The sequence below is a fragment of the Leuconostoc citreum genome (assembly GCF_004354555.1).
Lineage (GTDB): Bacteria > Bacillota > Bacilli > Lactobacillales > Lactobacillaceae > Leuconostoc > Leuconostoc citreum.
Window position 1 is genome coordinate 155,755 of the sequence record NZ_PUFH01000005.1, and the last position, 13,969, is coordinate 169,723.

Annotated in this window: 12 protein-coding genes; all 12 read left to right on the top strand. The window is 39.7% G+C overall.

Features of this window, described 5'->3' with window-relative positions; all coding sequences use genetic code 11:
• Nucleotides 1-228 precede the first annotated feature (228 nt).
• The 12 genes from glyQ (at nt 229) to C5L21_RS05225 (ending at nt 13,895) form a co-directional block, all read left to right on the top strand.
• Nucleotides 229-1,173, top strand: a complete 945-nt coding sequence (gene glyQ / locus C5L21_RS05170) for a glycine--tRNA ligase subunit alpha (RefSeq protein WP_004900696.1) — start codon at nt 229-231, stop codon at nt 1,171-1,173.
• A gap of 3 nt (nt 1,174-1,176) precedes the next feature.
• Nucleotides 1,177-3,237, top strand: coding sequence for a glycine--tRNA ligase subunit beta (gene glyS, locus C5L21_RS05175; protein WP_085699206.1), 2,061 nt, complete (start codon nt 1,177-1,179; stop codon nt 3,235-3,237).
• A 43-nt stretch (nt 3,238-3,280) separates the two neighbouring features.
• Entirely contained in the window at nt 3,281-4,330 is a 1,050-nt protein-coding gene (locus C5L21_RS05180) for a Gfo/Idh/MocA family oxidoreductase (protein WP_085699204.1), read from the top strand.
• A 75-nt stretch (nt 4,331-4,405) separates the two neighbouring features.
• A complete protein-coding gene (locus C5L21_RS05185; RefSeq protein WP_040190304.1) occupies nt 4,406-5,293 on the top strand; it encodes a DMT family transporter in 888 nt (295 codons plus the stop codon).
• Between the two features lie 101 nt (nt 5,294-5,394).
• A complete protein-coding gene (gene lepA / locus C5L21_RS05190; protein ID WP_004906110.1) occupies nt 5,395-7,248 on the top strand; it encodes a translation elongation factor 4 in 1,854 nt (617 codons plus the stop codon).
• 88 nt (nt 7,249-7,336) lie between these two features.
• Nucleotides 7,337-8,410 (top strand): zinc-binding alcohol dehydrogenase family protein, encoded by a 1,074-nt coding sequence (locus tag C5L21_RS05195; RefSeq protein WP_004900679.1) that lies wholly within the window; start codon nt 7,337-7,339, stop codon nt 8,408-8,410.
• Nucleotides 8,407-9,285, top strand: coding sequence for a 50S ribosomal protein L11 methyltransferase (prmA, locus tag C5L21_RS05200; RefSeq protein ID WP_004906104.1), 879 nt, complete (start codon nt 8,407-8,409; stop codon nt 9,283-9,285). Before C5L21_RS05195 ends, prmA begins: the two co-directional genes overlap by 4 nt.
• Nucleotides 9,285-10,022: an RsmE family RNA methyltransferase gene (locus tag C5L21_RS05205; protein ID WP_004909382.1), complete on the top strand. Its 738-nt coding sequence runs from the start codon at nt 9,285-9,287 to the stop codon at nt 10,020-10,022. Before prmA ends, C5L21_RS05205 begins: the two co-directional genes overlap by 1 nt.
• A 76-nt stretch (nt 10,023-10,098) precedes the next feature.
• Nucleotides 10,099-10,539 carry a hypothetical protein gene (locus tag C5L21_RS05210; protein WP_004900671.1) on the top strand — a complete coding sequence of 147 codons (441 nt, stop codon included), beginning with the start codon at nt 10,099-10,101 and terminating at the stop codon, nt 10,537-10,539.
• 148 nt (nt 10,540-10,687) lie between these two features.
• Complete coding sequence (locus tag C5L21_RS05215; protein ID WP_004909385.1) at nt 10,688-12,310, top strand: ABC-F family ATP-binding cassette domain-containing protein; 1,623 nt, start codon at nt 10,688-10,690, stop codon at nt 12,308-12,310.
• Nucleotides 12,311-12,385: 75 nt separating this feature from the next.
• Complete coding sequence (locus C5L21_RS05220; protein ID WP_085699202.1) at nt 12,386-13,546, top strand: hydroxymethylglutaryl-CoA synthase; 1,161 nt, start codon at nt 12,386-12,388, stop codon at nt 13,544-13,546.
• A 76-nt stretch (nt 13,547-13,622) separates the two neighbouring features.
• Entirely contained in the window at nt 13,623-13,895 is a 273-nt protein-coding gene (locus C5L21_RS05225; protein ID WP_004900661.1) for an ACT domain-containing protein, read from the top strand.
• The last annotated feature ends 74 nt before the right edge of the window (nt 13,896-13,969 follow it).

Below are 13,969 nucleotides of genomic sequence, written 5' to 3' on the forward strand. Positions count from 1 at the left end.
AGTGCATAATATAATTAATGAAGTTTGCAAACTAAGAAATCATGTGGCGATGATGGAGTGCGCGAACGATTCGAGTGTCTGCGTATACGCAGGAAATCAGGTGGAACCGCGCGTGAGCGTCCTGATGTCAGTATTTTGGCATTGGTACAGTTCAGGCGTTTTTTGTTGCTAAAAAACATCTACTGTTACAATGTCAAACAGTCAATAGAAAGCAATAGGAAGAATAGTATGACGAGTCAAAAGCTATCATTACAAGATATTATTTTAACGCTACAGCAATATTGGGCTAACCAGGGTGCAAATTTGATGCAAGCTTATGATAATGAAGTCGGTGCGGGAACACAATCCCCCTATACATTTTTGCGCGCTAATGGGCCAGAACCATGGCATGCAGCTTATGTTCAGCCTTCACGTCGACCAGCTGACGGTCGTTATGGGGATAATCCCAATCGACTTTTTCAACACCATCAGTTTCAGGTTGTTATGAAGCCTAGCCCTGATAATATACAAGAATTATACTTGGGTTCTTTAGAGGCATTAGGTATTAAGCCGCTTGAACATGACATACGCTTTGTTGAAGATAATTGGGAAAATCCTTCAATGGGTGCGGCAGGCATTGGTTGGGAAGTATGGCTTGACGGTATGGAAGTGACGCAGTTTACCTATTTTCAACAAGTTGGTGGTATCGAAGTTGACTCGGTTACTGCTGAAGTAACATATGGTTTGGAAAGACTAGCTTCTTATATTCAAGATGTGCCAACTGTATATGATTTGGATTGGGGAAATGGTGTTTTATATGGTGATATTTTTAAAGAACCTGAATATGAACATTCAAAATATGCTTTTGAGGCTTCCGATCAAACAATGTTATTAAGACATTTTGATGATTTTGAAAAAGAAGCTACTCGCTTACTTGATCTTGGGCTTGTTCATCCAGCCTATGATTATATTTTAAAATCATCGCATACATTTAATTTGTTAGATGCTAGCGGCAGTGTTTCTGTTACTGAACGAGCTGGTTATTTGCATCGCATTCGGACCATGGCACGTCGTGTGTCTAAGGTGTTTATTGATGAGCGCGCCAAATTAGGATTCCCACTACTTAAAGATAATGATTTACGTGAAATCTATTTAGGTGAGCACGGCAAGTATACACTAACAGAGGAGAATTAATTTATGTCAACGTTTTTATTAGAAATTGGTTTAGAAGAAGTACCTGCACACCTTGTGACGAGTTCTGAATCACAACTCGTTGCTAGAACAAAAGAGTTTCTGGCAGCTCATCGACTGACTGTTGGTGATATTAAACCATTTTCGACACCACGTCGTCTGGCATTGCAACTATGTGATGTGGCCGAAGAATCTGAAGCACTTTCAGAAGAAAAACGCGGACCGTCAGTTGAACGTGCTAAAGACGAAAATGGTGAGTGGTCGAAAGCAGCGCAAGGTTTTGCGCGAGGACAAGGTGCGACCCCAGAAGCGTTTGAAGTGCGTGATGGCTATGTTTGGTTGACAAAACATACTACTGGTGTACCAGCCAATCAAATTTTGTCTCAGATTGGTGAAGAAGTTGTTTCGCAAATGAAATTTACAACGTATATGAAATGGGCAAATCATTCATTTTTGTATGTACGTCCGATTCGTTGGTTAGTAGCTTTATTAGATGAACAGGTTATCAATTTTAATGTTCTTGACATTGCCACTGGTCGTGTCACAAGAGGACATCGATTCTTGTCGACAGAACATGTAACGATTAGTGATGCTCAAGCTTACGAAGAGACATTGCAGTCTGCTTACGTGCTTGCCGATGCGGAGAATCGTAAAGCTCAAATAAAAAGTCAACTTGAAACAATAGCAAATCGAAATCACTGGGTATTGTCATTAGATAATGCACCTGCACAAGATTTATTGGAAGAAGTAAATAATATTGTCGAATGGCCGACAGCTTTCTCTGGTAGTTTTGATCAAAAGTATCTTGAAGTGCCTGATGAAGTGTTGATTACATCTATGCGTGAGCATCAGCGCTTTTTCTACGTCAGAGATGCGACAGGGAAATTGTTACCTCATTTTCTTTCAGTTAGAAATGGTGATACGGCGCACTTAGACAATGTTATTGCTGGAAATGAAAAAGTTCTTGTTGCTCGCCTAGAGGACGCAGAGTTCTTTTATCGTGAAGACCAACAAAAAAAGATTGCTGATTATATGGCAAAAGTTAAGACACTTGTTTTTCATGAAAAAATTGGAACAGTTTACGAACATATGCAACGTGTTGGTTTGTTGGCGGAAAAATTAGCTGATGCTTTAGATTTCGATGACGATAAAAAGACTGATTTAGCGCGGGCAGCAGAAATATATAAATTTGATTTGATGACTGGAATGGTCGGTGAATTCGATGAATTGCAAGGTGTAATGGGCGAACATTACGCACGTCTATTTGGTGAAAATGAGCATGTCGCTACTGCTATTAGAGAACACTACATGCCAACATCAGCCAATGGTAACATTGCTAAAAGTGATGTCGGTGCAGTGCTTGCTATCGCTGATAAATTAGATGCTATTGTGACATTCTTCGCGGCTAATCTTATTCCTTCGGGATCCAATGACCCCTATGGTTTGCGACGTGCGGCAACAGGTGTTGTTCGCACATTAACTACTAAGCATTGGCATATCGCGCTGCAACCAGTATTAGCTGAGTTCATGGCGGCAACAGGGGCTGTTACTGCTTCAGCCGATTTGATGGCGGTGCTCAGTTTTGTGGTTGATCGTGTTCGCAAGCTGGCTTTAGATGATGATATTCGTCAAGACATTGTGAGCGCAGGGACAGACAATTTTGCGACAGCAGATATTGTTTATCTGACAGATCGTATTCAAGTTTTGGCAAATCATGCACATGATAATAATTTCCGTGAGGTGATATCAGCCTTGACTCGTGTCGCACGCTTAGCAGAAAAAACACCTGTATCATTAAATGTTAATCCACAGTTATTTGAAAACGAAACGGAAAAGGCATTGTATGCTGCCACGAGTGAATTGCAATTAGTGGCACTTGAAGCAAACGGCGCAGAGGCCCTTTATCAAGCGTTAGCAGCGTTGCAAATGCCAATTTCAGCATATTTTGATGCGACGATGGTGAATGTTGATAATGAACAAATCAAAAATAATCGATATGCACAATTAAATATCATTAATCAGTTAATTGCTGGTTTAGGGAATTTAGAAGATATTGTTATTAAGTAATCTATCTATTGACAGAGATTAGGGCATTAAAGTGGAGGTTGAGATGTTAAATATTGCTTATGTTGGTTTTGGTAAAAGTACTAATCGTTATCACTTACCCTATTTAAAAATACGTCAGGATAAGTTTAAAGTGGCCCGTGTGGTTACTCCGACTTTAGGGAAGCGCCCTGAGGCACAAGCAGAACTTGAAGCAACGGGGACACTTTTTTCGACAAACATCTCAGATATTTTAACAGATTCATCGATTGATTTGGTCGTGATTGTCACACCATCATCGAGCCATTACGCGGTTACAAAACAATTATTGACAGCTGGCAAAAATGTTTTAGTCGATAAGCCCATGGCAGCTAATTTAGAAGAAGCTGAAAACTTGGTGGCGCTTGCTCAAAAAAATCAGTTATTTCTAATGCCTTATCAAAGTCGGCGTTTTGACAGTGACTTTTTGACAGTGCAAGACGTCATTAATAATGGTTACTTGGGGCGGCTAGTTGATTTAGAAGTACATATGGATCACTATCGCCCAAATGATGGTAAAGCCAAAGGCACAGCTATCGACGGGACATTATATGATCACGGTGTACATCTTGTTGATCAAGTTGTTAGCTTATTTGGTCAACCAAAATCGGTCGCTTATGACTTACGAGCCACACGACTGTTAGAAAGTATGGTAGAAGATCATATTGCCCTTAATCTTTTTTACGAGAAGGCATTTAAGGCCAATATAGGCGCAACAGAATTAGCAACAAAGGCTTATCCTAAATGGCAAATAAGAGGGACAAAAGGCACCTTTGTCAAATATACAGTTGATGAACAAGAAAATGATTTAAAAACGGGCAAATTACCGGGAAGTGATAATTTTGGGCTAGATGCACCACAAAACTATGGGCAACTAGTTTATTATAATCAAAGCGGGGATCGGATTGAAAAATATTTGCCAAGTATCACAGGTGATTATGGCCGTGTATATGATTCGGTATATGACACACTGGTTAACGGCGCACCTAAGCTAGTTAGTGATGAACAAATGTTAACAGTGATGAAAATCTTGTCGGCAGGTCATTTTGGTCAAAGTCCACAGTTAGTAACTTTTTAATAACCATGCAAAATAAGTTTAGCATCTGCTAGGCTTATTTTTAAATAACAAAAGACGAAGATAAACGGAGGATACATGACAAACAAAACGAAAGGCCTATTTTTTGCTATGATGGGTCCCTTGCTCTGGGGTGTTAACAGCGTTGCAGTAGATTTGCTATTTGCCCGTGGTGTTGATGCACAATGGTTTGCTAGTTTTAGATTGTTGTTGGCTGGTGTCGTATTATTAGTTGTTGCTTATGCTCGAGAGGGGCGTGCTATTTTTAAACCATTTGCTAATGGTTCTGATGCAGCACGTTTAGTTGTTTTTGCCTTTTTAGGGATGCTGTTTGTTCAATACACTTACATTATGGCTATCAAATCTGGTAATGCAGCGACTGCCACTGTGTTACAATTTACCAATCCGATTATGATTGCCATCGTTATTGCCTTTAAGACTTGGCAATGGCCAGCACGACAAGATATTTTGGCCATTATAATGGCCATTGTTGGGACAGTACTAATTGCCACACATGGTCATATAGATCAACTAGCTATGTCAAAATCAGCACTAATTTGGGGTCTTTTGGCAGGTGTTGGCGCAGTGTTTTATACACTCTTACCAAAGCAATTAATTCAAAAATTTGATGCTGTTACCATCAGTGCTTGGGCAATGTTAATTAGTGGTTTAGGCATTAATATCAGTCATCCAATTTGGCGACAAACACCTCATTGGACATTAGATACCGTAGCTTTGCTATTTTTTTCGATTGTCATTGGGACAGCAATCGCATATGTTGTATTTATTCAAAGTTTAGCCTGGATTAAGCCAACAACTGCAAGTACGTTAGGGGCTTTAGAACCATTGATGGGTACAATACTCAGTGTTGTTGTTTTTCATATCGCATTTGGCATAATTGACGCACTCGGAGCTGTATTAATTATGGGAACAGTATTCATACAAGCCATGAGACGAACACGTTAAATGACAAAAAGCTCGCGCCATCAACCTTTTTTATGGCCATTCATGATAAAATAAGTAAGACAGAATAATTAAGGAAAAGCGCAAAGTAGCGTTAAAAAAAGATGACAGAATTTGACTTAGAACAACTTAAAATACGCCAAAAACACATTCGCAATTTTTCAATTGTGGCACATATAGATCATGGTAAATCAACGATTGCTGACCGTATTCTTGAGCAAACTCATACAGTTGCAGAACGAGACATGCAAAACCAATTACTCGATACAATGGATCTTGAACGCGAGCGAGGGATTACAATTAAATTGAACGCAGTCGAGGTTCACTACGATGCTAAAGATGGCGAGACCTATATTTTTCATCTTATTGATACACCAGGTCACGTTGATTTTTCTTATGAGGTCTCACGCTCTTTGGCTGCCGCTGAAGGTGCTATTTTGGTCGTTGATGCCGCACAGGGTGTTGAAGCACAGACACTAGCGAATGTTTATTTAGCGTTAGATAACAATTTGGAAATACTACCTGTTATCAATAAGATTGATTTACCAGCTGCCGATCCAGAAAAGGTACGCGCAGAAATTGAGGACGTGATTGGGATTGATGCGTCTGAAGCAGTGTTGGCTTCGGCTAAAAAAGGGGTTGGTATTCCTGAATTACTTGAAAAGATTGTGACTGATTTGCCTGCACCTACTGGTGACCTAACAGCGCCACTGCGAGCTCTAATTTTTGACTCAGCTTATGACCCGTATCGTGGTGTTGTGGTTAACATGCGTGTACGTGAAGGTATTGTTAAGCCCGGAGACAAGGTGCGCATGATGAATACCGGTGCTGAATATGAAGTGAACGAGGTTGGTGTCATGTCACCAACAGCTCAAAAGCGTGATTATTTAATGGCTGGCGATGTCGGTTACTTGACAGCCGCGATTAAAGATATCCATACGACCCATTCAGGTGATACTATTACATCTGTCAATAATCCAGCTAGCGAACCATTGGCAGGTTACAAACCAATGACGCCGATGGTTTATTCCGGTTTATATCCTTCGGACAATGCGAAGTATACAGATTTGCGTGATGCTTTAGAAAAACTGCAATTAAATGATGCTGCCTTATCATTTGAGCCTGAGACATCTCAAGCTTTGGGATTTGGTTATCGTGTTGGCTTCCTTGGATTATTACATATGGATGTTATTCAAGAGCGATTAGAGCGTGAATTTGGTTTGGATTTGGTAACGACTGCGCCGTCAGTCACTTATCATGTGACCACTAATGATGGTGAAATGCTTGAAATTGAGAATCCCTCTGAAATGCCTGAAGCGTCTCAAATTAAGTACATTGAAGAACCTTACGTTGACGCACAAATCATGGTGCCTAATGATTATGTGGGTGCTGTGATGGAGTTGGCACAGCGTAAAAGAGGTGAGTTTGATACCATGGAGTATCTTGACGAAACACGTGTCAATGTTAAGTATAAAATACCGCTATCAGAAATTATTTTTAATTTCTTTGATAAACTCAAGTCCAGCACACGTGGTTACGCCTCGTTAGATTATGAGATATCTGGTTATCGTCAATCGGATTTACTTAAAATTGACATACTACTTAATTCTGAAAAAGTAGATGCTTTGAGTTTTATTGTTCATCGTGATTTTGCAGCTGAACGTGGTCGGATTATTACATCTAAGCTCAAAGAAATTATTCCGCGTCAAAACTTTGAAATTCCAGTACAGGCAGCTATTGGGGCTAAAATTTTGGCACGTACTAATATCAAAGCCTATCGTAAAGATGTCACAGCAAAAATCCATACAGGTGATCCTGACCGACGCGCCAAGTTATTGGACAAGCAAAAACGCGGAAAAGCGCGTATGAAATCAGTAGGAACAGTTGATGTACCGCAAGAAGCCTTTATGGCAGTACTGAAAACGGAAGATGACACCCAATACGCCCGTGGCAATTGATTGTCAGTGCCTCATTGCCCCTATTTTTGATGTATTTTTCGCGTAGGCTATATATGTAATAGTTGATGAATTAATAAAGGAGCTCCGTATGTCATTTTTAGAAAAGTTAAAAAATCTTTGGCCTTTCAACAGCAGCCCTAAAATGAAAGCAATAGGCTTTGAGCAGGCGTTGCCACTTGATGCACCAAATGTTTTTATTGAAAAGATGGTGGCTAGGCCCAAACCAGCGGCAAAGGAAGTTTTAGTAAAACTGTCAGCGAGCGCTGTTAATCCAGTTGACACTAAAATGCGGGCTGGCTATCAGTTAGATGGGACATTTAGAATATTGGGTTTTGATGCTGTGGGCACAGTGGCAGCTGTGGGTACAGAAGTCGGTTTATTTTCAGTTGGCGATAAGGTCTACTATGCTGGCGCGCAAAACAAGTCTGGCGCAAATGCCGAATACCAAGTTGTTCACGAACAACTAGTCGGGCACGCGCCAACGGGCCTAACAGATGCTGAAATTGCAGCGATGCCTCTGACAAGTATTACTGCAAGCGAAATCTTACACGAAGCATTAGGTTATGAAGTAAAAAAGAACAGTGCAGCGGGTAAAAGTATTCTGATTATTAATGGGGCCGGTGGTGTTGGCTCCGTACTAATTCAACTCGCTAAATATATGGGAATGACAGTAATTACAACTGCGTCTAAGCCAGCGTCGATTGCTTGGGTTAAATCGATGGGGGCTGACTATATTTTGGATTATCACCAGGATTTATATGCACAATTATGCGGTATACAGTATGAGCAAGTAGATGATATTGCTATTTTACAAGATACCAATACCTATTGGCCTCTGGTTACAAAAGTGATCAAACCTTTTGGCCGAATTGCATCAATTGTGGAAACGACTGCACCTATTGATATGGGGCCGCTCAAAAATATTGGGGCGCAATTTAGTTGGGTCTTTATGTTTGCCAAGGCTAACTATGGTGTTAATATGGCATCGCAGGGAGAAGCATTGAACAACATTGCAAGCTTATTAGAGCAACAAATTATTAAATCGACAATGACAACAACTTTGTTAGGCTTATCAGTAAATAACCTTAAAAGAGCTACAACAATGGTTGAAGAAGGACACAGTATTGGTAAAGTTGTCATTGAATATGAGGAACAACTATGAATTGGCAAGCAGTGAGCGTTGCAACGAAAAATGAAGCAATAGAAACAGTGGCGGATATCTTGTTGCAAGTTGGTGCTCAGGGTGTTCAAATTAATGATCATGACGCTATTAGCGTGACGGCCTACTACCCAGATGATGAGCAATTAGGTGAAACAATCACTGCAATTCAGAAGGCACTAAAGCATTTAAGTGATATTGGCATGTCTGTTGCCCCAGCGACGATAACTGTCAATGGTATTCAACAAAAAGATTGGGAAGATAATTGGAAAGCCTATTATCATGCGGAGCGTGTCACGCGGCACTTTACTGTCGTACCTTCTTGGGAAACATATCATCCCAACCAGATAGATGAATTACCTATTATCATGGATCCTAAGTTAGCATTTGGTACTGGCACACACGAAACAACTCGGTTAATGCTACAAGCTTTAGAAAATGTTGTTCGTGGTGGTGAATCTATGATCGATGTTGGTACCGGATCTGGGGTTTTAGCTGTTGCAGCCAAACAATTGGGTGTAGCGCATGTACTGGCAACAGACATCGATGAGATGTCTGTCAATGTGGCAAAAGAAAATTTGCGGTTAAATCCAGTTGCACAAGATGTGACGGTTGTGGCAAGCGATTTGTTAGCTGATGTTGTTATTTCTCCTGTTGACTTGATTGTGGCAAATATTTTGGCTGATGTTATTGAAAGATTAATTCCCCAAACCACTACTTTATTAAAGCCAGGTGGCTTATTCTTGGTGTCTGGGATTTATGATAATATCGCGCTACATATTGAAGATGTTTTGCGCGCAAATGACTATACCATTGTTCAAAAGTCTCAAATGGGTGAATGGCATGGGTATATTGCGCAATTGAAGGAAAAAAATTAATGCAACGCTACTTTTTAAATGAAACAATAACTGATGAAATTAATTTAGCATCAAACCAAAGTATCTTTAAACACTTTGGTAAAGTATTACGCGCGCGTGTAGGGACACAGGCTGAATTTGTTGATAACAATCGACGTGTTGTTATTGCTGAGGTAGTGACAATAACACCGGAATCAATGCATTTAAAGGTTATAAACACGATTTCAGCTGAAGCCGAGTTACCTTTAGAAATAAGTGTTGTCGTTTCACCTTTGAAAAATGATCGTTCTGACTGGTTTGTTCAAAAAGCGACAGAGCTGGGTGTGCACCACATTATTTTTACGAATATGGCACGCACTGTAACTGATTGGCACAAACAGCAAGATAAAAAACAGTTACGTTTTCAAAAAATTGCGCAAGCTGCCGCTGAGCAGGCCCACCGTTTAATGGTGCCAACGGTTCAATTCATAGATTGGCAGGCAATGATAGCGCAACCCAAAAATTTAGGGCTTGTCGCTTGGGAAGAATCAGCAAGAGCAGGGGAAAGTGCTAACCTTGTTCAAACAATTAGGGAGGCACCGCACGGCGCTAAAATCGTCTTATTGTTTGGCCCTGAAGGTGGCTTAACGACATCAGAAGTGACTGAATTGACCACATCTCACTTTATATCTGCTGGATTAGGGCCGCGAATATTAAGAGCTGAAACAGCACCACTTTATGCACTCTCTGCAATCAGTGTCTTGCGGGAGTTGATCTAATTTTATATACTAAAACAAACGATGCCTAGTTCAGCAGTGATTATAACAAGCGACATGGGCTGAAAGGTTATTCATAATGAAAAGATTTTTTAATAAAAATTATGGTATTCATGGCATAGCAATTCTCATCACGGCTCTTGTATTACCATGGTTTGGCCAGCTGTTAAATTGGTCAACTTTGAATCAGATTATTTGGTTATATATTATCGTAAATGGCCTCTATATGCTTTACTTTGGTTATGTCACACGTAAACGTGGTCTTTTTCCGGGTGTATTAGTTATTATGCCACTATTTTTTGCATTGATAACAACGTGGTTACTTGGGTTGGTATCAACATCTTATGGTTTTTATTTGGCACTATTCTATTTTGTGTTAAGTTTATTTACGTTTTTTGGTGATACACGAGATGACCCAGACGAAAACTTAATTCCAGTTGAGAACGGTTTCTATGGTTTGCATTCGGATGACGATGATGAAAAAATCTCTGTACCAGTTGATGGTGGTTTCAAATCGTAGTTTGCGGTTATTTTATTAGGAGAAATTCTTTTGAAAAGCACGACCTTTCGTGCTTTTTCTGTTATAGTTAAAATAGGTATTTTTACTGATATTGCAATATGTTTAGCTTATTTGTTGAACAATTGCACACTATGTGGAGGAAATTTAATTGATCACAGTATCAGACATGAGCTTTAGCTTTTCAGGCCCAAAGCTTTATCAAGATGTTAATTTAAAGTTAACCCCCGGCAACACGTACGGTATTATTGGTGCCAACGGTGCTGGAAAATCAACTTTTTTGAAGTTGTTGCAAGGCGAATTACAGCCAACAGAAGGCGTTATTTCTATTGGTGATGGTGAGCGTATGTCTTCGTTGCAACAAGACCATTTCGCTTTTGATGAATTTACGGTATTAGATACTGTTATTCAAGGGCATAAAAGACTATACGAAGTTAAAACTGAAATGGATGCTATCTATGCGAAGCCAGATTTCAATGATGAAGATGGTGTGCGCGTGGCTGACTTGGGTGCTGAATTTGAAGAGCTCGACGGCTGGAATGCAGAGGTCGAGGCAGGTCAGCTATTAAGTAAGTTAGGTATCCCAGATGACATGCAATATACGTTAATGGGTGAGTTAACAGAAAATGATAAAGTTAAAGTTCTGTTAGCCCAAGCATTGTTTGGTAATCCCGATATCTTAGTCTTAGATGAACCAACGAACGGACTTGATGTGCAAACAATCAATTGGTTAGAAGACTTTTTAGCAGATTTTCCAAATCTTGTTATCGTTGTCTCGCATGATCGTCACTTCCTTAATGCTGTGTCGACGAATATTTTGGATGTTGACTTTGGCAAAATTACACCCTTTGTTGGTAATTATGATTTTTGGCGTGAGTCTTCTGAGCTAGCACAACGATTAGCTTCACAGCAAAATGCCAAAAAAGAAGAACAAATTAAGCAACTGCAGGAATTCGTAGCACGATTTTCTGCTAATGCATCAAAATCAAAGCAAGCAACTGCGCGTAAAAAGCAATTAGATAAAATCACCTTGGATGATATTAAGCCATCTTCTCGTAAATATCCATTCATCAATTTCCCAATTGGTCGCGAAATGGGGAACGATATGGTCAGAGTCGAAAATGTCTCTAAAACAATTGATGGCGAAAAAGTGTTAGATAATATTTCATTTATTGGGCGTCCGGGGGATAAGATTGCTATTTTGTCACGTTCTGATTTAGCAACCACAACCTTAATGCAGATTATTGCTGGCACGATGGCACCAGATACGGGCACTGTAACATGGGGTGTCACAACGTCACAATCTTATATCGCAAAAGACTTAAATGATAACTTTGACGACCAAGATAAAACAATTTTAGATTGGTTACGTGATTTTGCTGAAGAAGAACAAAAGGATAATACAAGCTTACGGGGTATGCTTGGTCAAATGTTATTCCGTGGCGATGACTCTTTGAAAGAAATTAAAGTTTTGTCTGGTGGTGAAAAAGTTCGCATTACATTAGCTAAAATGATGCTCTTAAAGGCCAATGTTTTGCTGATGGATGACCCTACTAATCATTTGGACTTGGAATCAATTCAATCACTCAACGATGCTGTTGTTAATTTCAAGGGTGGTATCATCATGACATCTCACGATCATGAGTTTTTAGCAACAACTGCTAATCATGTTATTGAAGTGTCAAGCAAAGGTCTTGTTGACCGTGTCGATACAACCTATGACGAATTTATCACGACAGAGAGCATTCAAGAAAAAGTTAAGGCATTATACTAATTTTAGTATCTCATTTAAAGCGTCTAATGGCGCTTTTTTGCATGTTATAATAGATGTCAAAGGAGTTTACGCGTTATGATAATTGGTATCGACAAAATGGCAAGTTATACAACAGAGTTTGCTTTAGACCTAACGACATTAGCGCTTGCGCGCGGTGATGAACCTGAAAAGTATACAATCGGTATTGGCCAAAATAAGCAAGCGGTTATACCTAACTTTGAAGATGTTGTGACAATGGGGGTCAATGCGGCAAGAAAAATTTTAACCGTAGCAGACCGTGAACAAATCGATATGGTTATATTTGCCACTGAATCAGGGATTGATAATTCAAAATCAGCTGCCATTTATGCTCAACGTTTGTTGGGCCTATCATCGTTTTCACGAACAATTGAACTGAAACAAGCTTGCTATGCTGGCACTTATGGTTTGATGCAAGCAAACGATTATGTTAAAGCACATCCTGACAAACGTGTGTTGGTTATAGCATCCGATATAGCGCGCTATGGCATTGCGACACCTGGAGAAGTCACCCAGGGTGGTGGTGCCATAGCTATGATTGTGTCACAAGATCCAAAATTATTGGCTTTTAACGATGATTCCGTATATATGTCTCAAGATGTTGCAGATTTTTGGCGACCACTAGATCGAACAGAGGCGATTGTCGATGGCCACTTGTCAACTGACATATATAAAGAAATGTTTCTCACGCTTTGGCAGCGCTACAAGCAAAATACGAACAAAACGCTGAATGATTTTGCTGGATTTGCTTTTCATTTACCATATACTAAAATGGGCAAGAAAGCCTTAGATCAAATTATAGACGAGGCTCACGATGGACAAAGGCAACGTTTACTGGCCAATTTAGAGGCAAGTCAATTATTTAGTCGAGAGGTTGGCAACCTTTATACAGGATCTGTTTATTTGAGTCTATTATCCTTAATTAGTAATAGTTCTGATTTATTACCTGGCGAGCAACTAGCGATATTTAGCTACGGTTCTGGTGCCGAAGCTGAATTATACTCGGTCACCCTACAAAAAGATTTTCATCAGTATGTACCAGCTGATGAAACCAAAGCAATGCTGGCACAGCGCCATGAAGTGACAGTTGCGGAGTATGAAACAATGTTTAACGCACAACTGCATCACTCGTATGGTGAATCACAAACAGCAGCGAATAGCGCACGTAAAACAGTACAATTTTGGGGTTGGCGAGATGGACAGCGTATCTATCAGTAATCGCAATTAGAAAAAATATAGCGTGTAAAAATAATTTATTGTATAATATTAAAATAACTTTTAAAGAGGAAATAACGTGGCAAAAGCAGTAGTAACAGTAATTGGAAAAGATAAGCCAGGCATTATTGCCGGTGTTTCAAACACTTTGGCTGAGCACCATATTAACATTTTAGACGTTTCACAGACGATTATGTCTGATATTTTTACGATGAGTATGTTAATCAACTTAGAAAAGCTCGATGAAGAATACAACAAATTACAAGATGATTTAAACGGCTTGGGTAAGCAGTTAAACGTTGAAATACATATGCAGCGTGAAGAAATTTTTAATGCAATGAGCCGTGTGTAAGTAACGACTGTAATTATAATGTGGTTAAATGACAGTATAGTAGGTGATATTATACTGTCATATTCTCGTGCATG